Below are 22856 nucleotides of genomic sequence, written 5' to 3'. Positions count from 1 at the left end.
TGTCGCGGCTTTTCTTTGCGGCGATTAGTGTGGGACTGTTAAGTAGCTGGTTAGTCGGTCAACAATGGCTGGCAGCCAGCTTAGTTGTCCTTTGGCTCATTCGAGTCGGTTGTTTACGTGACCGGAAAACGTTAGGCCTGACACTTGCGATTACGGCGAGCACTGCCGGTTGGCTGTGGTGGCAACAACAGCGCTATCAGCAAGTGACGCAGACGCTACCGACAACGACAGCACTGACTATGACAGTTCAACCAGACCAAGTCAGTGTTAAAGGGAGCCAATACCAGCTTATCGGGACGAGTTCGGTCGGGCGAGTCATTGGTTATGGTCGGTTGAAGTCAGCGGCTGAAAAGCAACGATTGCTAGCTTTCGCAAAACGAACCAGCTGGCAGGTTCAAGGGGAATTATCGCCAATTCCACCGCCAACTAATCCTGGTCAATTTGATGCACCAGCTTATTATCGGGGCCGCCGGATTTATCATCAAGTGACGATTCAGGCGGTTTCAGCCGTGTCATTAGCGCCACGAACTGGCTTTTTCGGCTTGTTAGATTGGTTACATCAGTTGCGACAAGCTTTTGTCCGCGCAGCTGGTAAGTTACCGGCGACGTTACAGTTGTATGCGACTAGTTTATTGGTCGGGATGCGGCCAAGTGAATTTCAGACACAAATGACGGCGGTGCAGCAACTCGGATTATTGCACTTGTTCAGTTTGTCAGGGATGCATGTGATTTTGTTTATGGGCATGTTGCGATGGGGGCTTGTCCGTTTGCATTGCAGTCAAACTGCAATCAATTATTGGTTGTTGGGGTTGTTACCGCTATATTTAGTTCTAGGTGGTGGTGCTGATAGTTTGCAACGGGCGGTGTTGACCGCTTGGTTGCCGCTAATGTGGCAATGGCTAACTGGTCATCGGGGTCATGCTTTGGCCGGCTGGAGTGTTGCCTTGATCATTGGTATTTGGCTGAATCCACTCGTCTTATTACAACTTGGCGGCCAGTTAAGTTATGGACTAGCCTTGTTATTACTGTTGGTGCCAACAATGCCAGCCTGGCGGTTAAGCATTTGGGTACAACTGATTGGGCTACCGGTAATTTTGATGGCGACTGCGCAATGGCACCTACTGACGATCTTGGTCAACTTAGTCGTAGCGCCAATTTTTAGTTGGTGCTTGTTACCGTTAACCATTATTGGGGCAAGTATCGGATTATGGCAACCGGTCGTGGCGCAATGGTGTGATTGGTGGTTGGCTTTATTTCAAACGAGTTTAAACTGGATTGGGCAGTTGCCAGGGCTATTGACAGTGGGGCAACCACCAACCTGGCTAGCCTGGGGCCTGGCGTTAGTGACATTATGGGTCCTTAGACGGCCAAGTCGTTGGCTTTGGCGAACGTTGCTGTGCGGCTATCTCGGCTTGATTTTGGGTCGGCGTTGGCCACTACAAGGTGCAGTACAATTTATCGATATTGGTCAAGGGGACGCTATCTTGATTCGCGAACCATTCAACCGGCAAGTCAGTTTAATTGATACTGGTGGACGGTTGCAATTTCCAACACCGGCTTGGGCTGCCGATAGTCAGCCCAGACCACGGGTGGCAACGATTACCGTGAATTACTTACATCGGCTAGGTATCAGTCGTTTAGATACCGTCTATTTATCGCATAAAGACGTTGATCATATCGGTGATTTGGGGGCGTTGCTCCAGTTGATGCCGGTAAAGCAAATCGTTGTCCCGGCTGGAATGGCTAATATCCCTAAATTTCAAAAGCTGATTCAACAAGCGATGCAGCCAGTTAAAATAGTGGAAGCCTTAGCCGGCCAACAGTTTGCTGGGGGCCGGTTAACGGCAGTTCATCCATTTGAACCTGGTCCAGCTGAAAATGAAGATTCACTAGTGTTGACTGGCAAATTTGGCCAACACCAGTTTATGTTCACTGGTGATTTGGATCGCGCTGGGGAGCGGGCCATTGTGCAACGGTACCCGCAATTGAAAGTCGATGTGTTAAAATTAGGCCATCATGGTAGTAAGACGTCTTCAGATCCACAGGCGTTACAGCAGTTAGGTGTACGGCGCGGGATTATTTCCGCTGGGCGACATAATCGTTATGGACATCCGAACCTAGAGACCTTGCAAACGTTGCAACAACAGGGTATTTTGACGTATTCGACGGCGTTGCAAGGGATGATTTCATATCATTATGGTTGGGGGACTGCTGGGTATTGGGAGACATTTTTGAAGGAAGGTAATTTTTATCAACGCGCAGCAAGTCATGCAGGAACTCCAAGCCGGTAAATTAAAGTCGATTTATGTCGTTTTAGGGACCGTTGATTATTTGGCGGACCAGTTAAAACAACGTTTTTTACAATTAATTCCGACTGAAGAACAAACAATGAACGTGGGGAGCTACGATATGGAAACCACGCCGGTCGCCGTCGCGTTAGATGATGCGATGTCGGCGCCGTTTTTTGGTGAGCGCCGGTTAGTCTTTATCAACCATCCCTATTTTTTAACAGGTGAAAATAAAAAAAGTAAAGTTGACCATGATTTAGAGGCCTTACAAAAATATTTTGAAAATCCTGAACCAGCAACGATTCTGGTATTAATGGCACCGTATGAGAAGCTAGATGCCCGAAAAAAGCTGGTTAAAACCTTAAAGAAGCAGGCGACGGTAGCTGAAATCAATCAAGTTTCAGAACGTGAGACCCAAGACTATGTGCAAGCTGCATTACAAAAGCAAAAGATTACGATGGAACCAGCCGCGTTTCAAGAATTAATGAGTCGAACGGACGGTCAACTGGGCTTAATTATGGCGCAGTTGCCGAAGTTAATGATTTATGCGGCGCAATCACAACGCATCGACTTAGCCGCAGTTGATGCACTGGTAACCAAGTCTTTAACCCAAAACGTATTTGATTTAGTTAATGACGTTTTGCGGTACCAAACACAGGCTGCAGTTGAACTATATCATGAGTTAGTAACGGCACAAGAAGCACCATTAAAAATCAATGCCATTTTACTAGGGCAATTTCGGGTGTTACTGCAAGTAAAAATTTTAGAGCGGGCTGGGTATAGTCAGGGGAGTCTGGCTAGTACGTTGAAAGTACATCCTTACCGGGTTAAATTAGCGATGCAAACGGTACGGCAATTTAATCAAACTGCTTTACGGGCTGCTTACTTGGGACTGTTACAGACCGAAGTGCAAATGAAAACCACCCAACGCGATCCAGAATTATTATTTGAATTGTTCATGGTACAATTTGTGAATGAACGGCGCACAACCAAAGTTCGGTAAAATTCAAAAAGGCTTGGTCAACAATCACTGTTGACCAAGCCTTTTTAGGTATAAAAAAACTCCTAAGCGGAAGCTTGGGAGTCGCAATGCACTTTACTTAGCGTAACGAGCAGCCATCCGTGACTTGTCACGGGCAGCCTTGTTACGTTTGATAAGCCCCTTAGTAGCAGCTTTGTCAACAGCACTAACGGCTGCTAAGTATAAATCATCGACGTTTTCGGCGCCGGCAGTTTTAGCATTTTCGAATTTTTTAACAGCAGTCCGCATTGCACTCATTTGTGCGGTGTTCCGGACGTTTGCTTTATTGTTTGTTTTCACGCGTTCAATAGCGGATTTGATAATTGGCATCAGATTCACCTCCATCAAGGACCAACTTTTTCTCAACAAATGCTATTATACATAAGCCCCGGCCTGATTGCAACTGTTATGTGTAAAGTAATTTATCTTGATATGTCGTGGAACTTGCTTTTTAGGGTTTAGTTTGCTAGACTATATCAAGTGTTCAGCAACCCTTTACTTAGTTTATCGAGCACCACCAACGATTTACTCAGTTTAGGGCAATTAATTGAAAGGTGGTTGACACACATGGCAATTTCACGCGAAAAGAAGACGGAACTTATTAACAAATATGGCCGTCATGAAGGCGATACTGGTTCAGTTGAAGTTCAAGTTGCAGTTTTAACTGAAGACATCAACGAATTAAACGAACATTTACGTGTTCACAAGAAAGATTTTCATTCACAACGTGGGTTGATGAAGAAGATCGGTCATCGTCGTAACTTATTAGCTTACTTACGTAAAGAAGACGTTAACCGTTACCGCGACTTAATCCAAAGTCTTGGTCTTCGTCGTTAATATTGAATTTCAAAAAGACTGCCAATTGGCGGTCTTTTTTTTTTGACCAAAATTAAAAACTTACCAAATTTATACATAACTTTTACGTGTTACAAACAGTTGTTCGATATGCTAGAAGTATTCAGAACTTAAAGGAATGATGAGCAATGCAAAAAAGCACCGATTTAACCCGTAACTTTCGAATTTTATGGTTTGGTAGTTTGATCACAGATTTAGGTAATGCGATGACCTTACCTTTTATTGTGCTGTATATCGCCACTTTGGGGGCCTTTACTACGGCACAGTTAAATTTACTGGGTGCGTTGGCTTTTGCAATTACTTATGCGTGTAAGGCACTTGTGGCCCCGTTATGGGGACGCTTAGCGGATCAAAAAGGACGTAAATTGATGTGTTTGCGGGCAGCCGGTATGATGACAATGACCATTATTGGTGTTGGCCTAGCTCCCAATGTGACCGTGTTATTGATTTTAAGGGCGTTACAAGGCGCATTTTCCGGCTACATTAATAATGCGAATGCGTTGATTTCATTAACAGCACCTGCTGAACATCGCGGGAGATTACTGAGTAAGTTAGTCACTGGTAGCATTACCGGGACTTTACTAGGACCGTTACTTGGCGGCGTGTTAGCGAGTACAGTCGGTTATCGTGGGGCCTTTTTAGTGACTGGTTGTTTAATGGGGGGTGTTTTTATCTTAACGTGGTGGGGCGTACAAGAAGACGTCACGCCAATTAAACGACAAGCATTACCACCACTTAAACCGGTGATTCAACAATTAGGGGTGCCGTTTTTTGTGGCGTTGTTAACGTCATTGTTGGTCATTCAAGCGACGACTAATGCCGTCACGCCGATTTTAAGTTTATTTGTGCGTCAGTTGTTGCCAAATGCCCCGCATCAGGTCGTTATCATGACCGGGATTGTCGCGGCCGCACCTGGCTTAGCGACGATTCTGATGGCTAATCAAGTTGGCCGATTATTGGATCGAGTGGGGGCTAAGCAGTGTTTGCAATGGTTCTTTGGCTTAGCGATTATTGTTTTACTATTAACGAGTTTAGTCACAACTGTCTGGCAATTGATTGGCTTGCGCTTTGTTTTGGGCATTGCAGATGCTGCTTTGTTACCGGCACTACAAGTGATGACCGTTCAAAGTGTGCCGCGGTCGGTTTTTGGTCGTGTCTTTAGCTATAATCAATCGGCCCAAGCTTGTGGTAACGTGATTGGGCCTGGGATGGCAGCGATTGTTGCTAATCATTGGGGCTACCAACCGATATTTTTAGTGACCGGTGGCCTTGAAATGATTGCGCTTGGATTATGGTGGTATTATTTTCGACGGCAAAAAGTCATGAATAACGTCTTATAAAATAGGGATGTATCCCAGTCCCACGGTCTGCTATGGCTTTCTGTAAAAATGTGGTAAACTGGGGTGAGTTACTTATTCGGCACAAATACAATGGTATTTGTAAAATTTTATAATAAGGAGTTTTAATTCATGAACTTTGAAAATGTTGATTTAATGACCGCAATGGTGACACCATTTGATGATCAGCAACAAATTGATGACGAACGCTTAAGTAGTTTGATTGAACACTTGTTGGCCCATGGGACCCAAGGCTTAATCGTCGGTGGTACAACTGGTGAAGCCCCAACGTTATCCGAAGCTGAAAAGCTACATTTGTTAACGAAGACGGCTGAGATTGTTGCTGGTCGAGTGCCAATTGTTGCTGGGACTGGTTCGAATAATACTGCAGCAACAATTGACTTTACTAAAAAGGTGAGTGCGATTAAGGGCATCGATGCAGCGTTAGTTGTTGTCCCTTACTATAATAAACCTAACCAAGCTGGGATGATTGCGCATTTTACGGCAATTGCCGATCAAGGTGGCTTACCCGTAATTATTTACAATATTCCTGGGCGGGTTATCGTTAAAATGGCAGTCAATACAGTTTTGGAATTAGCTAAAAATCCTAATATCATTGGGATCAAGCAATGTGCATCGATGGAAGAATATGGGGCACTAGTTGAAAATGCGCCAGCAGACTTCTTAGTATATACAGGTGAAGATGCCCAAAGCTTAGCGGCTAAGGAAATTGGTGGCGCCGGTGTCATTTCAGTGGCCAGTCATTTATATGGCGATGAAATGACCGCCATGTATCAAGCCGTTGCTACTGGTGATGTTGCCACAGCAGCGAAATATCAACGTGATTTAACGCCTAAGATGAGTGCGCTTTTTAGCGCACCATCGCCATCGCCAGTTAAAGCAGCGTTAAACCATTTAGGCCAACCGGTGGGGGATCCCCGGTTACCAATCTTACCATTAACTGTTGAACAAGAACGTAAGCTATATCAAACGCTTAATATTAAATGAATCAAGGTGAAATAATTGAGTAGTAATGTACAGATTACCCCCTTTGGTGGGGTACGTGAAAACGGCAAGAATATGTATGCCGTTGAAGTCGATGAGGATATTTATATCTTAGACTGTGGGCTTAAATACCCGGAAAATGAACTCTTAGGTATTGATATTGTTATTCCGGACTTCAGTTATTTGCGTGAAAATGCTGATCGAATCGTGGGTGTTTTCTTAACTCATGGTCATGCGGATGCTATCGGAGCGTTACCATATTTCTTAAATGAATTTAACGTGCCAGTATTCGGATCTGAATTAACGATTGAATTGGCTAAAATTCAGTTACAAAAGGATCCGCAAGTTAAGCAATTCAATGACTTCCATATTGTTGACGAAAAAACGGAAATCGATTTCGGTAACGTGACGGTTTCGTTTTTCCGGACAACACATTCAATTCCCGACTCAATGGGGATCGTGTTACAAACAGATGCCGGTCAAGTTGTTTACACGGGTGATTTTAAGTTTGACCAAACTGCAACGGCTGATTATCAAACCGATTTTGCACGATTAGCTGAAGTCGGTTCAAAAGGTGTTTTGGCACTTTTAAGTGATTCTGCTAGCGCTGAAAACTTTGAACAACCGGTTAGTGAACGCGAAATTGCCGCCTATGTTTTGGAAGCCTTTAAGTATCATAATGGCCGAATCATTGTGGCGTCAGTTGCATCCAATATTTTACGGGTACAACAAGTGCTAGATGCGGCTGAAAAGTCTGGTCGTAAAGTGGCGATGATGCCAGGTGATGTTGAAAGCATCGTTAACACCGCGGTTAAGCTAGGTAAGTTACGGATGCCTGAAGATGTGGTTGTGCCATTAAAGGCAATCGAAAAGCTAGATCCTTCGGAAGTTGTGATTTTACAAACTGGTCGGATGGGTGAACCTATCAAGGCCTTGCAACGCATGTCAAATAAGCAAGAAGGTAAAGTTAATATTGAGGCTGGTGATTTGGTCTTTATTACCACAACACCTTCACATTCAATGGAAACTGTTGTCGCTAAGACGCGCGATATGATTTATCGGGCCGGTGCCGATGTTAAAGCCATTGCCGATGACATGAATTCATCGGGTCATGCAACGAAGCGTGATTTACAACTAATGATGAATCTGATGAAGCCTAAGTACTTTATCCCAATTCAAGGGGAATATCGGTTATTAGATGCACATGCCGAATTTGCTAAAGAAGTGGGGATCCCAGATGACCATATCTTTATTGCGGCTAAAGGTGATCAACTACGCTATGATGGTGACACGATGCATTTAGCTGGCTCAATTGAGGTTGGCGATACGATGATTGATGGTATCGGTGTCGGTGACATTGGTAATATTGTGTTACGCGATCGGAAAATCTTGTCGGAAGATGGGATCTTTGTAGCAGTTGTGACGATTGATCGTAAGAAAAAGAAGATTATTGCAACACCTAAAATCACGTCACGCGGCTTTGTTTATGTCAAAACTAGTAAAGACTTAATGCAAGAAAGTGCTGAATTGGTTAAGAAAACAGTTCAGGAAAACTTGGATAATAAAGAATTTGACTGGGGTCATTTAAAGCAAGCTGTTCGTGAGAAGTTGAACCATTATTTATGGGATCAAACGAAACGACATCCGGTGATTCTACCTGTGATTATGGAAGTTAATCAACACCATCGGCGCCATAAGAAAGCCAAAACAACGGCTCAAGATGAAGTCGAAACAGAAACTGAAGCGTAAGCAAAATTTTAGTCGGGGCTAAGTACCCGGCTTTTTTGCTAGCCATGAAATTAAATTGGAATAGGGGTGAGTTCACTGGCAACAATGGCAGAATTAGTGGCACAGGCACAAACGGCCAGTAGCGCTGGTGACTGGTCACAAGCGGCAAGTTTATTAGAAACGGCCTATCAGCTGGAACAAAGTTTTACGATTAATCATCAGTTGGTGACGGCTTTAACACAAATTCAAAATTATGCGGCTGCTAGTACGTATGCTGCCGAATTTGAAACGACTTATTTAGCAACAGGCGCTGATTTTAACTTATATTTAACGATTTGCTTGGCCAATCATGAATTTATTAAAGCCCACATGTTGATTCAAGCTATCCGTCAGCAACATGTTGATTGGGTGAACCCGGCGACTGAACAGGTCACTATTGCTGAGGCGCAAGCGGAACAGACACTACAACAGACCTTAACAACAACGATGCGTCAGTTTTATCATTTGTCTGATCAGCCGGTCGCTGAACAACCCGTTCGCTTAGCTGCAGCGCAACACTTAACGTTAGCTAAGTATGTGACGGCCGCCCGTTTTTTACTACTTGATCCGTTTTTACAGCAATTATCGCGGGTCGAAGTTTTGTATACGTTGCGTGCAGCTGGAGTCACTCAGCCGGTACAATTTCTGTGGTTTGACCAAACCGAAGTAACCGTAGTGCCAGCTGAATTACCGGTGATTGGAACGGATGCGACGAGTGTGCAAGTTGAGGCTGCCTTACAAGCGGCGGTCGGTCAGCTTGATGTGAGTTTGTATGAAAGCTTGCAGGCGATGTTGTCCCTGCAATTAATGTATTTATATCCGTATTCTGAAAAAATCATTACTGATTCTCAAATTTGGATAAATTTATTAATAACCAGTCAACAAGGACAGACCCCACGGCACCTCACAGTTACCGGCCAAGAAATGTTGGCAAATCAGACAAAAATTCAAGAAATGAATGCTGAATTGGGGTAAAAAGTGAAAGCAATAAGCTATAACTTACAAAAATTCAATTTTTTGAATAATATCTGTTTACAAATCAGATGGCACTATATATAATGTTTAAGGATTCCTAGTGATGGGTGAGACATTTGGCCTTTTCATTAGGATGTAGTATAATATTAACTAAAGAATTGTCAGCACCTTAAATGGTGTTGACGTTATTCTTGCGAAAATCACAGGAGGTTTCATTAATGGCAAAAGAACATTATGAAAGAACAAAACCCCATGTAAACATTGGTACTATTGGCCACGTTGACCATGGGAAGACTACTTTGACAGCTGCAATCACTAAGGTATTATCTGAAAAGGGCTTAGCTCAAGCTCAAGATTTTGCCTCAATTGATGCCGCTCCCGAAGAACGTGAACGTGGTATTACTATCAACACTGCGCACGTTGAATACGAAACTGAAAAGCGTCACTATGCGCATATCGATGCCCCAGGACATGCTGACTACGTTAAGAACATGATCACTGGTGCCGCTCAAATGGATGGTGCTATCTTAGTTGTTGCCGCAACTGATGGTCCTATGCCACAAACGCGTGAACACATCCTTTTGGCTCGCCAAGTTGGTGTTGACTACATCGTTGTCTTCTTAAACAAGACTGATCTTGTTGACGATGACGAATTAGTTGACTTGGTTGAAATGGAAGTTCGTGAATTACTTTCAGAATACGATTTCCCTGGTGACGATATTCCTGTTGTTCGTGGTTCAGCTCTTAAAGCTCTTGAAGGCGACCCAGAACAAGAAAAGGTTATCTTACACTTAATGGATGTTGTTGATGAATATATCCCAACTCCAGTTCGTGATACTGACAAGCCATTCTTGATGCCTGTTGAAGACGTCTTCTCAATCACTGGTCGTGGTACTGTTGCTTCAGGCCGTATCGACCGTGGGGTTGTTAAGGTTGGTGACGAAGTTGAAATCGTCGGTTTACATGAAGACGTTTTGAAGTCAACTGTTACTGGTCTTGAAATGTTCCGTAAGACGCTTGACTTAGGTGAAGCCGGCGATAACGTTGGTGCGTTATTACGTGGTGTTAACCGTGAACAAGTTGTTCGTGGTCAAGTTCTTGCACAACCAGGTTCAATCCAAACTCACAAGAAGTTCAAGGGTGAAGTTTATATCTTGAGCAAAGAAGAAGGTGGCCGTCATACGCCATTCTTCTCAAACTATCGTCCACAATTCTACTTCCACACCACTGATATCACTGGTGTTATCGAATTGCCAGACGGTGTTGAAATGGTTATGCCTGGTGATAACGTTACATTCACTGTTGAATTGATTCAACCAGCTGCCATCGAAAAGGGTACCAAGTTCACGGTTCGTGAAGGTGGTCATACTGTCGGTGCCGGTGTTGTTTCTGAAATTGATGACTAATCTCTAACTGATTTTCATTGATTCAAATAGAGAGACTTGGGAGCTTCTTCCAGGTCTCTTTTTTTAAGAAATTTTACAATAAAACGCGATATCTCGCGCTTTTTTAACCGATTTGGTTTACTTTATAGAAGTGATAGGTTAAACTTAACAAGTATGCAATTGACTTGAATTGTAGAAAATATTAATGTTTCGGAGGGAATACAATGGCTGCAAAGTGGGAAAAGAAAGAAGGCAACCAAGGCGAATTAACATTCGAAATTGGTGCTGATAAGATCCAAGAAGGAATTGATAAGGCCTTTCAACGTACTAAAAAGAATTTAAACGTACCTGGTTTCCGTAAGGGTAAGGTTCCTCGTCAAATCTTCAATCAAATGTATGGTGAAGAAGCACTCTATCAAGATGCTTTGAACATCGTGCTCCCTGAAGCATACGAACAAGCGATTAAAGATACTGAAATTGAACCCGTTGACCAACCTCAAATCGATGTTGATAGCATGGAAAAGGGTCAACCATGGGTATTAAAAGCCGTTGTTACGGTTAAGCCTGACGTTAAATTAGGCGATTACAAGGAACTTAGTGTAACGCGTCAAAACACGCGGGTTTACGCTAAGGACGTTGACGCCGAATTAGAATCACGGCGTGAAAAACAAGCTGAATTGGTCTTAAAAGAAGACCAACCAGCTGCTAAGGGTGACACTGTTGTCATCGACTTCAAAGGTTTCGTTGATGGTGAACCATTTGAAGGCGGCGAATCAGAAAACTATTCCCTTGAATTAGGTTCAAACTCCTTCATTCCTGGCTTTGAAGACCAATTAGTTGGTGTTAAAGCTGGTGAAGATAAAGAAGTTAAGGTAACTTTCCCTAAAGATTACCAAGCTGAAGACTTGCAAGACAAGGAAGCAACTTTCAAGGTTACTGTTCATGAAGTTAAGACTAAGGAACTCCCTGAATTAGACGACGAATTCGCTAAGGACGTTGACGAAGATGTTGACACCCTTGAAGAATTAAAAGCTAAGATCAAGGATGAACTTAAGGAACAAAAGGAAAGTGCTGCCCATGACGCAATTGAAGACGAAGCTTTAAACCAAGCCGTTGACAATGCTGAAATCGAAGCTATTCCTGATGCCATGAAGGAAGACGACATCCATCGTCAAATGGACCAATACTTGGCTAACATGCAACAACAAGGTATCGATCCTAAGACTTACTACAAGTTGACTGGGACTTCAGAAGACGACTTGCACAAGCAATTCTCTGCTGATGCAGAACGTCGTGTTAAGACTAACTTGGTCTTAGAAGCCATCGTTGAAGCAGAAGCTATCAAGCCTTCTAAAGACGAAATCGACCAAGAAGTTAAAGACTTAGCTGGTCAATACAACATGGAAGAAAGCGCTGTTCGTGGTGCTTTAACTGATGACATGTTGTCACATGACATTGCAATTCGCCAAGCTGTTGACATGATTGCTGATTCAGCAAAACAAACGGCCAAAGCTGACGACAAAAAAGAAGACAAAGACTAATTAATTAGTTTTTGTATTTAAGACCTTGAGGGTACGCCTTCGAGGTCTTTTTTGTTGTAGTTGAACGGTTAAGGCAAGTTAATGACCTTTTTAGGCAAATTATTTCGGAAATGATTCAACGCGTGTTATAGTAATGGACGAAGACGGCAGGGCCGTGGCTAGTTTTAGTGATGGTTTTCTGTTATGATTAATTTACGTAAATACATCGATGAGGTGAGAATGAATGTTTGAAAATACCGAGACAAACGGCCCAGTTAACTGCTCTTTTTGTGGTAAATCACAAGATCAAGTTAAAAAAATTGTCGCCGGCCCCGGCGTTTATATCTGTAATGAATGTATCGATTTATGCAAGGAAATTATCGATGAAGAGTTTAGTGAAGAACGCTCAAGTGAATTAACAGATATCCCAACGCCGAAGGAAATTGTTGACGAATTGGACCAATATGTAATCGGTCAAACTGAAGCTAAGCGGACATTGTCCGTGGCGGTCTACAACCATTATAAGCGGGTTAAGGCCATGGCAGATCAAGGTAATGATGATACAGATGGTCCAGAATTACAAAAGAGTAATATTAGTTTAGTTGGTCCCACTGGTTCTGGGAAAACGTTCTTAGCCCAAAGCTTGGCTCGGATTTTGGATGTGCCATTTGCAATTGCTGATGCGACGACTTTAACTGAAGCCGGGTATGTCGGTGAAGACGTTGAAAATATTCTTTTGAAGCTTTTACAAAACGCCGATTATGACGTTGAACGAGCTGAAAAAGGGATTATCTATATTGATGAAATCGATAAAATCGCTAAAAAGAGCGAAAATGTTTCCATTACACGTGATGTGTCTGGTGAAGGGGTACAACAAGCCCTTTTGAAGATTTTGGAAGGCACGATTGCTAATGTGCCACCGCAGGGTGGTCGGAAACATCCACAACAAGAATTCATTCAAATTGATACAACTAACATCTTATTTATCGTTGGTGGGGCTTTTGATGGCATTGAAGACATCGTTAAGCGTCGTTTAGGTGATAAGACGATTGGTTTTGGGACGGACACTGATGGCAAGAATGCGGTCTTAGATGACAGCAAGAGTCTGATGCAACAAGTTGTGCCAGAAGACCTCTTACAATTTGGGTTGATTCCTGAATTTATCGGTCGGTTGCCAATTTTAACGGCCTTAGAACGGTTAACTGAAGATGATTTGGTCCGGATTTTAACCGAACCTAAGAATGCCTTAGTTAAACAATATCAACGTCTACTTTCGTTAGATGGTGTTGAATTGAAGTTTGAAGATACCGCCTTACAAGCGATTGCGCGTGAAGCATTGGCACGTAACACTGGTGCACGTGGGTTACGGTCAATCATTGAAGATACGATGCGTGATATTATGTTTGATATTCCGAGTCGTGAAGACGTTAAAGAAGTTATTATTAATCAGGCGACAGTGGAAGATAATGCGGAACCAGAATTGGTTTTGGCAGAAACGAAAGCCTCATAACATAAAGTTAGTTTGCTAACAGCAGATGATTTCGGGACCGCGATAACGGCGTTTATTGCGGTCCCGAATGCTGTATTGATGGCTAGCAGTGATCATCTTTAATGGTCAAGCTGTTCGTCGATTTAAGTTGGCGGCGGGTAGAAGTGTGTTAGAATGGACAAAGACTATTTGATAAGCGAGGCTATTTAAGATGGAAGTGCATAACGTAGAACTTGTAATGAGCGCGGTGGCGCCCAGCCAATATCCCACGACTGGTTATCCAGAAATTGCGTTAGCGGGTCGTTCCAACGTTGGTAAATCGTCATTGATCAATGTTTTGATCAACCGCAATAGCTATGCGCGGACGTCCAGCCAACCTGGTAAAACGCAAACGTTGAATTTCTATAAAGTTGAAGAGCAACTTTATTTTGTGGACGTACCTGGTTATGGCTATGCCAAAGTTTCTAAGAAAGACCGCGAAAAGTTCGGTCAGATGATTGAAACTTATTTAACGAATCGTGGCACGTTGCGCGGGGTCATTATTTTGGTAGATGCACGCCATGCGCCGACACAAGATGATGTCGCGATGTATGAATGGTTGCGGTATTACAAGATGCCATTGTTGGTCGTGGCGACCAAGAGTGACAAGATTCCACGTGGTAAGTGGAATAAACAAGAGAGCTTAATTAAAAAAACGCTGAATTTCCAACCCAGCGACGACTTTATCACCTTCTCAGCTAAAACAAAAGCTGGTAAAGATGCTGTCTGGCAATGGATTGAAGCACATACAGTAGGGGGCAAGTAAGTTGGAATTTAATGACTATCAATCCTTGGCGAACCGGACACTTTATGGTAATGAACAAGTCTTAACGAATCTATCGTTAGGCCTTGCATCAGAAACTGGTCAAGTGGTCGACTTGGTTAAAAAGTACACCTTTCACGGGGAAAGCTTGAATAAAGACCAATTAACCAAGCAGATGGGCGATGTGCTATGGTATTTGTCACAAGTTGCTGAATGGGCGGATATTCCCTTTGACGAAGTGGCACAACAAAACATCGCAAAATTAAATCAAAAATACCCGAATGGGAAAGCGACCAAATAAGTCGTGATAGACGCGTGATCAATCAAAATCGATTGATCACGTTTTTTTGTCGTGTTTTTATGAAGTAAACTGGCTTTCAAATGACCGATGGCAGCGGTCGGGTTAACGGTTGCTAGCTCGTTTTAACTACTTACGGTCGAGAAAATACCACTTACCATCAATGACCGGACGACTGCCTGGGAGACTTGGTATCCTAGGGCTATTGAAAGGAAGTTGAGCATGATGATTTTAACGACACAACATTTGATGAAAACCTATGGCGCCAAAATTGCAGTTAATGATGTTAATTTAGCGATTCCACGTGGTAGTTTTACCGCAATTCTTGGAGCAAATGGGGCGGGTAAGTCAACGACGATGCAACTATTGACCGGTCACTTAGAGCCAACTGCGGGGACGATCAATTATCAACCACATCGTCGCTTAGGCTTGGTTTTTCAAGCTAGTGTGCTAGATGCCACTTTAACAGTGCTTGAAAACTTACAAATTCGGGCCCAACAGTATCGCCATGATGCGCGACCACAAGTGGCTAAATTAATTGAACAGTTGGGTTTAGCGACGTTCAAGCAGCAACGCTATGGGACGTTATCAGGCGGTCAAAAGCGCCGCGTCGACATTGCGCGCGCATTATTGAACCAACCAGACATTTTATTTTTAGATGAACCCACAACTGGTCTGGATTTACAGACACGTACGGCTATTTGGACTTTATTACAGCGTCTGCAGCGTGAACAACAGTTAACAATTGTATTAACGACGCATTATCTAACGGAAGCAGATAATGCCGATCAAGTTTATATTATTGACCACGGTCAGGTGATTGCGACTGGGACTGCGGTGGCGATTAAGCAACAATATGCGGGCAATCAATTAACGTTAACGACCAGTCGACCGGCTGAGCTGGAAGCAAAACTAACGCCATATCACAGTCGATGCCAAGCTTCGACACTGCAATTAACGGTGCCAACCGCACAAACGGCAATCCAGATTTTAACCGACCATGCTGCTGAAATTAGTGACTTTGAATTTCGGCCGGGAACGCTGGATGATGCTTTTTTGGCTTTGACTGGCCGGGAGGTGCGCTAATGATTTTAGCCTTAGTTAAACGTCAATTACTATTGTATTTTCGTGATCATAGCGGCGTTTTGTTCTCCTTAATGGGGGCCTTGATCGCATTTGTCCTTTACTTAGTCTTTTTAAAACAAACGATTCGCAGTGGCTGGACGCAATTACCAGTGCGTGACTTATTATTAGATGACTGGCTGATTGGTGGTACCTTAGTTATCACTAGTATCACCACGACATTGGCTGGATTGACACAACTGGTGGCCGATCGAGAACAACAAATTCGTGCTGACTTGCTGCAAAGCGATGTGACCGCTATTCAGCTAATGTTGAGTTATTTATTAAGTGCGATGTTCATCGGTTTATTAATGCAATTAGTGATGTTCGGTGTGATGGTTGGCACTTTTGCTTGGCAAGATGGATTAACGGTGACGGGGCAACAAGTGATACAATTGGTCGGTTTAATGATACTAGCTAGTGGGTTAGCAACGGCTTTGAATGCGGTGATCATTAATGGCATTCGACGAGTGGCCAGTTTAGGTAGTCTATCAGCCTTAGTTGGGACGGGAGCCGGATTTTTAGTGGGTGGTTTGATACCAATTGGCACGTTACCGCATTTTGCTCAGTTACTTGTTAAACTCACACCTGGTAGTTATTTGGCAGCGTTAAATCGGCAATTATTGATGCGATCGCGGTTGGCGACGAGTTTTGCTGGTCATGCCGGTTTGCGACAACAATTTGAAACTAAACTCGGCATTACTTTGGCTTGGACCAAACCGTTGACCACCGCACAGACTTACCTGATAATAGGGGTAGTTTTGGGCGTGGCACTTGGAATTGTATTACTGCCGTCTTGGTGGACGAGTCGGCGACGTCAGCGCCTGCTACATTAGCATTTAGAGTAGGGGGACGAAAATGGTTCAAAGTCACTTTGAAGTCGATTCAGCATATACCTCAGCTGATCCACGAATTACGATTGCCGCGGCGACACAAGATGAACAAATCAATCAATTAATGGCGTATCTCGCGAATTATGGACAACAAGCGCCGACGATTATGCCAGTTAAAGCAGATGATCAATTGGTCATGGTCAAGCCAGCCACAATTATTTTAGCGGATGTGGTGGCAGGACAACTTTTAATCATGACGACACAAGGGGCCCTAACAAGTCATGAACGGTTGTCACATTTTATGCAACGGGTTGCTAATCCAAACTTTGTGCAAGTCTCCAAGCATGCTGTTTTGAATCTTGATCACTTGGTGGCATTATCGGACAGTTTTTCCGGGAACTTAACGGCTAAACTCACGAATCAAGTTAAAACAGATGTGAGTCGCAAATACGTTAAAGTCCTCATGCAGCACTTGGGGATTTGAGGAGGACCATGATGAAGAAAGTTTTGCAATATGCCATTAGTGGTATTGGTTATGGGTCATTTGCTTATCTAATCGTCTTACTTTTCAACATCCAGTTGACTAGGCCAACGGCGGCCAACATTCTCAGTATTCTATTGATGAGTGCGGGGATTGGCTTGTTAGCGCTGATTTTTGAGGGTGATTGGTTACCCGAGTTGGCTTTAGTAGGGATTCATTTATTGGGGTCACTTGGGTTAGTGATGGCGATGATTTGGTATAATGACTGGACATTTGGCCCACTGTTTTGGCTCGTTTTTATCGCTTTATATATAGTTATTTGGGCATTAGTGCGTCTGAATCGCTATTTGCAGGTCGAAAAAATCAATCAGAAGCTTAAACAACGGCGATTACCATGATTAAATGAGTTGAGAAGCAAGTTAATTGCATTCGGATACCCGGTGCGGTATATTAATAACTGTAAAAGAGAGTTGTACACAACTTAATGAACGCATTAGCATTGAAAGGGTGTTGAATGATGAAGATTAATATCAAAGATGACGCACAAGCTTACTTAGCAGACAAGATTCCAGCCGGTAGTCGTGTTATTTTAACGGTCGATGATGGTTCTAACAAGTACTCTAGCTTAGGTGGGAGTTGTGCGATTGGGAATAAGTTCCAATTGGTTATCTTAAATGATGCTGATCCAGTTTATACCACGTCATTGGAAAACAATGCTGGTTACCAAATGGCAACGGCACCTGCTGATGAAGCGTTTCTAGGTAATGGGTTGAACATCTCACGCTGGCACAACGCTTTGGCTTTAAAAGACGACAGCGGCATGCTTGATGGCGCGTTATCAGTTGTCGACTGGCGGCAGGTCAGTCCTGAAACGGAAGCTGAACGGCGCGAAAAGATGGAAACCATCGGTACTAAGATTTGCTAAACATTTAATATTAAACTAAAGCCCACCAGCGATATGATGATCGTTGGCGGGCTTTTATTGTGCTAATTACTTAGCGTCATCAGTTTTATCATTAGTCTTCGACTTGTCAGCTTGCCGTTTCGAATGTTCATCAATGGTTTCTTGAATCGCCTTCGTGGTCAATTTATCCTTGTCATCAGGACCAATCGCAAACTTATCAAATAATTTATCTAAGTTATCTTGACGTTGGACTTTTAAGCTCATGCAATCATTCCTTTCAATTACCGCTAATCATAGCAAATTTTAGCACATTTGTCAGCTATGCGTCTTTTATGCATTTTATCTGGGCAAATTAGTGTATAAACGACTAATTTATGCATAAAATAAAGAATTTTTCAAAAATACTTGCATAAATAATCATATGCGGTTATACTTTATTCTTGTAAAACGAAAACAAGGAGAACGCATATGAAAAAAAGATTCGGGTTGCTTTTAGCACTTATTGCCGCGCTCGTGATGTTGGTCGTGCCAGTTGGCAATACGACACATGCACAAGCCGCTGATAATTCATTAGAAAAAATTCAAAAGAAAGGGGTCCTCGTCATGGGGACCTCACCAGACTATCCGCCGTACGAATTCCAAGCGACGGTCAACGGTAAGAGTACTGTTGTGGGGATGGATGTTCAAATTGGGAAAAAGGTTGCCAAAGACTTAGGGGTTAAGTTAAAAATCAAGTCAATGTCATTTGATTCCTTATTAGTTGCCCTCCAAACTGGGAAGATCGATATGATCATTTCCGGGATGAACCCAACGCCAGCACGGCGGAAAAACGTGGCTTTTACCCATACTTACTATCAAGGTGGGTATGATATTGTCATCAACAAGACTGACAAAGCCAAATATAAGAATAAAGATTCCTTTAGTGGTGGCACTTTAGGTGCCCAAACAGGGACGACCCAATACAATGCTTCTAAGAGTCAAACGAAAAACACGACTGTTAAAGGGATGACGTCACAATCTGACTTAATTTTGGCTTTACAAAGCCACAAATTAGATGGGGTTGCGATGGAAAAGCCATCTGCGGAAGCTTACGTTTCTAACAACAAACAATTAGCAGCGATTCCAAGTGACTTCAACATGAGCTCATCAGCTACGAGCTCTGCAATTGCCTTTCGGAAAGGCTCAACCAGTTTAGTCAACAAAGTCAACAAGACCGTTGACCAGATCAAGAAAGAAAATTTGGTTAAAAAGGACTATTTGCCAGCTGCCGGGAAGTATTTAAAGACCAATACCGTCAATACATCAATGACGCATTACTGGAAAGCCTTCTTAACTGGGATTGAATATACGTTAATTATTACAGTTTGTTCCGTCTTCTTCGGGTTTATTATCGGGATCTTATTGGCCTTGGCCCGGATGGCGAAAGGGAACTTCTTCAAAAACCTCTTGCGTTGGATTGCAACGGCTTATGTTGAATTTATTCGTGGGACGCCAATGATGGTTCAAGTCATGTTTGTTTACTTCGGCTTAGGCTTATTCGTCAACTTGCCTGCTTTGACTTCCGGGATCATTGCGATTTCCTTGAACTCTGGCGCGTATGTGGCTGAATACATTCGTGGTGGGATTAACTCTGTCAATATCGGTCAAACTGAAGCGGCTCGGAGTCTTGGGATGTCCAATGGTGAAACGATGCGTTACGTTGTCTTGCCACAAGCTTTGAAGAATATCTGGCCATCATTAGGGAATGAATTTATTACCTTGATCAAGGATAGTTCAATCGTCTCGATTATCGGGGTTACTGAATTGATTTATCAAAGTAACATTGTCCGTTCAGATACGTATCGTGGGGTTGCCCCAATCGTTGTGATTATGGTCTTGTACTTCATCTTGACCTTTACAGCGTCACGGATCTTGAACTACTTTGAAAGGAAGATGCAACATGACTAAACCAGTAATTGAAGTTGAAAAACTTGCCAAAAGTTTTGGCGAAAACCAAGTTTTAAAAGAAATCACCGAACAGGTCAATCCTGGTCAAGTAATTGTTGTTATCGGACCTTCTGGTGGTGGTAAAAGTACGTTCTTGCGTTGTTTGAACTTGCTTGAAACCCCAACGAGCGGCAAAGTGGCCTTTGAAGGCCATGACTTAACGACGATGGATACTAAGGGTGTCAATTCCTTACGGGAAAAGATGGGTATGGTTTTCCAAGGGTTCAACTTATTCCCTAATATGACGGTTTTAGAAAACATCAAGTTGGCACCGATGAAAGTTAAAGGGACCGATGATGCCAGTGCCACGAAGCGAGCACATGAATTGCTAGAACGGGTTGGCTTAGATGACCATGCAGATGCCTTTCCAGATAGCTTATCTGGTGGTCAAGCACAACGGGTTGCCATCGCCCGGGCGTTAGCCATGGACCCAGAAGTGATGCTATTTGATGAACCAACTTCTGCGTTGGATCCGGAAATGGTCGGTGAAGTCTTGAATGTTATGCAAGAATTGGCTAAAGAAGGGATGACGATGGTCGTTGTCACCCATGAAATGGGCTTTGCGAAGTCCGTGGCGGATCGCATCTGGTTTATGGCCGATGGTTATATTCAAGAAAACAATACGCCAGATGAATTCTTTGCGCATCCTGAAACGGAACGGGCCAAAGATTTCTTATCAAAGATTTTAATGTAATTAACGGTAAACACGGTAACCAATTTGGTTGCCGTGTTTTTTGTAGCTGTAGCAAGCGGATTGCTTGTCAGCGTAGGCTTGCGGCGGTATACTAGTAGCGCTAAATTAAAGAAAGGGTGGCGCGACATGGCTTCAGCACATATTGAACATAAATTAGCTTTACTGCCTGATTTACCGGGCTGTTATTTGATGAAGAATCTCAATAGCCAGATTATTTATGTCGGTAAAGCAAAAAACTTAAAGAATCGCGTTCGCTCGTATTTTAAGAGTAGTCATACGGGAAAAACGGCGCGGCTGGTTTCTGAAATCGCTGATTTTGAATTTATTGTCACGTCGACCGATAAAGAAGCTTTTTTGTTAGAAATCACATTGATTCAAAAGCACCAACCTTATTTCAACATCAAGCTAAAAAAAGGGACGGGGTATCCTTATATTAAGATTACCCATGAACGTGATCCCCGGATCTTGATTGTGAGTGACGTGCGTAAAGATGGTGGCTATTACTTCGGCCCTTATCCAAATGTTTATGCGGCCCAAGAGACGGTGAACTTTATTCAAAAAGTTTATCCGTTACGACGGTGTAATGGATTCCAAAAACGGCCGTGTTTGTATTATCATATGGGCCAATGTTTGGGCGCCTGTTTTAAGACCGTGCCGGTTGACGTCTATGAGGCACAAATCAAGCGGATTAAGTCATTCTTGAACGGCCATGTTGAAACGGTTAAAAAGCAGTTGACGACCCGGATGGATAAAGCGGCGGCTGATTTAGAATTTGAACGCGCAGCTGAATTGCGTGACCAATTATCTTATATTGAAATGACGGTTGAAAAACAAAAAATCATTTCAAATGATAATACGCCGCGTGACTTATTTAACTTTTACTTGGATAAAGGGTGGTTGTCGATTCAAGTCTTCTTTATTCGGCAAGCCCGCCTAATGAAACGTGAAAAACGACTATTTCCAATCGTGTCAACGGCACCAGAAGAAATGACGAGTTTTATTTTACAATTTTATAATCGCAAGAATAATGTGTTACCACGAGAAGTACTAGTGCCAAATGGACTAGATAAAAAAGTCTTGAGTGATATCTTAGGCATTCCGGTCCGCACACCACAACGGGGGCAAAAGAAAGATTTACTCGATATGGCACATAAAAATGCGCGGATCGTCTTGGAAGAGAAATTCCGGTTGTTAGAACTTGATGAACGGAAGACGACCGGGGCAATGCAAGAAATCACCGATGCATTAGGCTTACCGCCCGGTCACAAGATTGAGGCGTTTGACCACTCGCATATCCAAGGGACCGATTTGGTATCGGCGATGGTGGTCTTTACCGATGGTCAGCCGAATAAAAAGTTGTACCGTAAGTATAAATTAAAAACAGTCGATCATGCGGATGAAGCCGCCTCAACCCGTGAAGTGATCCGGCGGCGCTACACACGCTTGTTAAAAGAGCATGCCGCGTTGCCAGACTTGATTTTAATGGATGGTGGGGACATTCAGTTGGATGCAGCTAAGGATGTCTTAGAAAACGAATTAGGCTTGGATACGCCAGTAGCGGCAATGGTCAAAAACGACCATCATAAGACGGCGGATCTCTTGGCGTCAGCGGGTGACCAGCATTTAAATCTGGATCCGAAGAGTCAGGGCTTTTATCTACTACAACGAATTCAAGATGAAGTCCATCGCTTTGCCATTACGTTTCATCGCCAAGTGCACACGAAACATTCGTTAAGTTCACGCTTAGATGAGATCCCAGGGGTCGGACCAAAAACCCGCAACAAATTATTGCGGAAATTTGGGTCGATGACGAAGATTGCGGCGGCACCGTTAGCAGAGATTCAAAAATTAGGGGTTTCCAAAAGTGTGGCGCAAACAATTAAGTTTTCACTGGCTGGTGGTGGCGTCACACCAAAGCATTACCAAAAAGGTGCGACATAGCGTTAACTTTTGTTGTAGTTTTGTAATCTGTTTGTAACTCAACTAATAAACAATAGCAATGTTCCTATCGTATACTCTAGGGACTGTCTGAAAACTAAAAATTCAGGTATAATCTGAGGAAAAACGAATCGAGGCATTCCGATGACAACACCT

At 43.1% G+C, this 22856-nt stretch carries 22 protein-coding genes; 20 read left to right on the top strand and 2 right to left on the bottom strand.

Annotation, left to right across the window (positions count from 1 at the left end):
* The first annotated feature begins 29 nt into the window (after positions 1-29).
* Together FFM75_RS12665 and holA are read left to right on the top strand one after the other, a co-directional pair.
* Entirely contained in the window at positions 30-2291 is a 2262-nt protein-coding gene (locus tag FFM75_RS12665) for a DNA internalization-related competence protein ComEC/Rec2 (protein WP_223876682.1), read from the top strand.
* Positions 2269-3291, top strand: coding sequence for a DNA polymerase III subunit delta (gene holA / locus FFM75_RS12660; protein WP_137629528.1), 1023 nt, complete (start codon positions 2269-2271; stop codon positions 3289-3291). Before FFM75_RS12665 ends, holA begins: the two co-directional genes overlap by 23 nt.
* Positions 3292-3384: 93 nt before the next feature.
* On the opposite strand, the gene rpsT is transcribed toward holA, so the two are convergent.
* Positions 3385-3639 (bottom strand): 30S ribosomal protein S20, encoded by a 255-nt coding sequence (gene rpsT, locus FFM75_RS12655; RefSeq protein WP_137629527.1) that lies wholly within the window; start codon positions 3637-3639, stop codon positions 3385-3387.
* A 237-nt stretch (positions 3640-3876) separates the two neighbouring features.
* Between rpsT and rpsO the strand changes: the two genes are divergently transcribed.
* The 15 genes from rpsO to FFM75_RS12580 all read left to right on the top strand — a co-directional run bounded on the left by rpsO (position 3877) and on the right by FFM75_RS12580 (position 18103).
* Complete coding sequence (gene rpsO, locus FFM75_RS12650) at positions 3877-4146, top strand: 30S ribosomal protein S15 (protein WP_137629526.1); 270 nt, start codon at positions 3877-3879, stop codon at positions 4144-4146.
* Positions 4147-4292: 146 nt separating this feature from the next.
* The gene (locus tag FFM75_RS12645; protein ID WP_137629525.1) at positions 4293-5504 is read left to right on the top strand and encodes an MFS transporter; all 1212 of its coding nucleotides are present in this window, start codon (positions 4293-4295) and stop codon (positions 5502-5504) included.
* Positions 5505-5633: 129 nt separating this feature from the next.
* On the top strand, positions 5634-6509 hold the full coding sequence (gene dapA, locus FFM75_RS12640) for a 4-hydroxy-tetrahydrodipicolinate synthase (protein WP_137629524.1): 876 nt from the start codon (positions 5634-5636) through the stop codon (positions 6507-6509).
* 15 nt (positions 6510-6524) lie between these two features.
* Complete coding sequence (locus tag FFM75_RS12635) at positions 6525-8255, top strand: ribonuclease J (RefSeq protein WP_137629523.1); 1731 nt, start codon at positions 6525-6527, stop codon at positions 8253-8255.
* 84 nt (positions 8256-8339) lie between these two features.
* Positions 8340-9248: a hypothetical protein gene (locus FFM75_RS12630; protein ID WP_137629522.1), complete on the top strand. Its 909-nt coding sequence runs from the start codon at positions 8340-8342 to the stop codon at positions 9246-9248.
* A gap of 218 nt (positions 9249-9466) precedes the next feature.
* Complete coding sequence (gene tuf / locus FFM75_RS12625; protein WP_137629521.1) at positions 9467-10654, top strand: elongation factor Tu; 1188 nt, start codon at positions 9467-9469, stop codon at positions 10652-10654.
* Between the two features lie 203 nt (positions 10655-10857).
* Complete coding sequence (gene tig, locus FFM75_RS12620; protein ID WP_137629520.1) at positions 10858-12174, top strand: trigger factor; 1317 nt, start codon at positions 10858-10860, stop codon at positions 12172-12174.
* A gap of 223 nt (positions 12175-12397) precedes the next feature.
* Complete coding sequence (clpX, locus tag FFM75_RS12615; protein WP_137629519.1) at positions 12398-13663, top strand: ATP-dependent Clp protease ATP-binding subunit ClpX; 1266 nt, start codon at positions 12398-12400, stop codon at positions 13661-13663.
* A gap of 190 nt (positions 13664-13853) precedes the next feature.
* Positions 13854-14447 carry a ribosome biogenesis GTP-binding protein YihA/YsxC gene (gene yihA / locus FFM75_RS12610; RefSeq protein ID WP_137629518.1) on the top strand — a complete coding sequence of 198 codons (594 nt, stop codon included), beginning with the start codon at positions 13854-13856 and terminating at the stop codon, positions 14445-14447.
* A 1-nt stretch (position 14448) separates the two neighbouring features.
* Complete coding sequence (locus FFM75_RS12605; protein ID WP_137629517.1) at positions 14449-14745, top strand: nucleoside triphosphate pyrophosphohydrolase family protein; 297 nt, start codon at positions 14449-14451, stop codon at positions 14743-14745.
* A 222-nt stretch (positions 14746-14967) separates the two neighbouring features.
* A complete protein-coding gene (locus tag FFM75_RS12600; protein WP_137629548.1) occupies positions 14968-15828 on the top strand; it encodes an ABC transporter ATP-binding protein in 861 nt (286 codons plus the stop codon).
* Positions 15828-16700 (top strand): ABC transporter permease, encoded by an 873-nt coding sequence (locus FFM75_RS12595; RefSeq protein ID WP_223876681.1) that lies wholly within the window; start codon positions 15828-15830, stop codon positions 16698-16700. The genes FFM75_RS12600 and FFM75_RS12595 overlap by 1 nt, the downstream gene beginning before the upstream one ends.
* A 22-nt stretch (positions 16701-16722) precedes the next feature.
* Positions 16723-17181 (top strand): LytTR family DNA-binding domain-containing protein, encoded by a 459-nt coding sequence (locus tag FFM75_RS12590; RefSeq protein WP_137629516.1) that lies wholly within the window; start codon positions 16723-16725, stop codon positions 17179-17181.
* Between the two features lie 11 nt (positions 17182-17192).
* The gene (locus FFM75_RS12585; protein ID WP_171001508.1) at positions 17193-17576 is read left to right on the top strand and encodes a DUF3021 domain-containing protein; all 384 of its coding nucleotides are present in this window, start codon (positions 17193-17195) and stop codon (positions 17574-17576) included.
* Positions 17577-17695: 119 nt separating this feature from the next.
* A complete protein-coding gene (locus tag FFM75_RS12580; protein WP_137629546.1) occupies positions 17696-18103 on the top strand; it encodes an iron-sulfur cluster biosynthesis family protein in 408 nt (135 codons plus the stop codon).
* Positions 18104-18169: 66 nt separating this feature from the next.
* Here FFM75_RS12580 and FFM75_RS12575 read toward each other — a convergent pair whose 3' ends face one another.
* Positions 18170-18346: an SPJ_0845 family protein gene (locus FFM75_RS12575; protein WP_137629514.1), complete on the bottom strand. Its 177-nt coding sequence runs from the start codon at positions 18344-18346 to the stop codon at positions 18170-18172.
* Between the two features lie 204 nt (positions 18347-18550).
* On the opposite strand from FFM75_RS12575, the gene FFM75_RS12570 reads away from it, so the two are divergent.
* The 3 genes from FFM75_RS12570 to uvrC all read left to right on the top strand — a co-directional run bounded on the left by FFM75_RS12570 (position 18551) and on the right by uvrC (position 22703).
* Positions 18551-20029 (top strand): ABC transporter substrate-binding protein/permease, encoded by a 1479-nt coding sequence (locus FFM75_RS12570; RefSeq protein WP_137629513.1) that lies wholly within the window; start codon positions 18551-18553, stop codon positions 20027-20029.
* Positions 20022-20762 carry an amino acid ABC transporter ATP-binding protein gene (locus tag FFM75_RS12565; protein WP_137629512.1) on the top strand — a complete coding sequence of 247 codons (741 nt, stop codon included), beginning with the start codon at positions 20022-20024 and terminating at the stop codon, positions 20760-20762. Before FFM75_RS12570 ends, FFM75_RS12565 begins: the two co-directional genes overlap by 8 nt.
* A 126-nt stretch (positions 20763-20888) precedes the next feature.
* A complete protein-coding gene (gene uvrC / locus FFM75_RS12560; protein ID WP_137629511.1) occupies positions 20889-22703 on the top strand; it encodes an excinuclease ABC subunit UvrC in 1815 nt (604 codons plus the stop codon).
* Positions 22704-22856 lie beyond the last annotated feature (153 nt).

The sequence above is a fragment of the Lactiplantibacillus daowaiensis genome (assembly GCF_005405085.1).
Taxonomy (GTDB): domain Bacteria; phylum Bacillota; class Bacilli; order Lactobacillales; family Lactobacillaceae; genus Lactiplantibacillus; species Lactiplantibacillus daowaiensis.
This window is presented reverse-complemented; position numbering and strand designations above follow the sequence as displayed.

Bases quoted from the DNA above. Each gene is read 5' to 3' on its own strand.
- FFM75_RS12575 (WP_137629514.1), bottom strand. From the start codon at position 18,346: ATGAGCTTAAAAGTCCAACGTCAAGATAACTTAGATAAATTATTTGAT.
- holA (WP_137629528.1), top strand. From the start codon at position 2,269: ATGCAGGAACTCCAAGCCGGTAAATTAAAGTCGATTTATGTCGTTTTA.
- FFM75_RS12595 (WP_223876681.1), top strand. From the start codon at position 15,828: ATGATTTTAGCCTTAGTTAAACGTCAATTACTATTGTATTTTCGTGAT.
- clpX (WP_137629519.1), top strand. From the start codon at position 12,398: ATGTTTGAAAATACCGAGACAAACGGCCCAGTTAACTGCTCTTTTTGT.
- FFM75_RS12570 (WP_137629513.1), top strand. From the start codon at position 18,551: ATGAAAAAAAGATTCGGGTTGCTTTTAGCACTTATTGCCGCGCTCGTG.
- FFM75_RS12590 (WP_137629516.1), top strand. From the start codon at position 16,723: ATGGTTCAAAGTCACTTTGAAGTCGATTCAGCATATACCTCAGCTGAT.
- FFM75_RS12645 (WP_137629525.1), top strand. From the start codon at position 4,293: ATGCAAAAAAGCACCGATTTAACCCGTAACTTTCGAATTTTATGGTTT.
- FFM75_RS12565 (WP_137629512.1), top strand. From the start codon at position 20,022: ATGACTAAACCAGTAATTGAAGTTGAAAAACTTGCCAAAAGTTTTGGC.
- tig (WP_137629520.1), top strand. From the start codon at position 10,858: ATGGCTGCAAAGTGGGAAAAGAAAGAAGGCAACCAAGGCGAATTAACA.
- tuf (WP_137629521.1), top strand. From the start codon at position 9,467: ATGGCAAAAGAACATTATGAAAGAACAAAACCCCATGTAAACATTGGT.
- FFM75_RS12585 (WP_171001508.1), top strand. From the start codon at position 17,193: ATGAAGAAAGTTTTGCAATATGCCATTAGTGGTATTGGTTATGGGTCA.
- FFM75_RS12580 (WP_137629546.1), top strand. From the start codon at position 17,696: ATGAAGATTAATATCAAAGATGACGCACAAGCTTACTTAGCAGACAAG.
- rpsT (WP_137629527.1), bottom strand. From the start codon at position 3,639: ATGCCAATTATCAAATCCGCTATTGAACGCGTGAAAACAAACAATAAA.
- FFM75_RS12600 (WP_137629548.1), top strand. From the start codon at position 14,968: ATGATTTTAACGACACAACATTTGATGAAAACCTATGGCGCCAAAATT.
- dapA (WP_137629524.1), top strand. From the start codon at position 5,634: ATGAACTTTGAAAATGTTGATTTAATGACCGCAATGGTGACACCATTT.
- rpsO (WP_137629526.1), top strand. From the start codon at position 3,877: ATGGCAATTTCACGCGAAAAGAAGACGGAACTTATTAACAAATATGGC.
- uvrC (WP_137629511.1), top strand. From the start codon at position 20,889: ATGGCTTCAGCACATATTGAACATAAATTAGCTTTACTGCCTGATTTA.
- yihA (WP_137629518.1), top strand. From the start codon at position 13,854: ATGGAAGTGCATAACGTAGAACTTGTAATGAGCGCGGTGGCGCCCAGC.
- FFM75_RS12630 (WP_137629522.1), top strand. From the start codon at position 8,340: ATGGCAGAATTAGTGGCACAGGCACAAACGGCCAGTAGCGCTGGTGAC.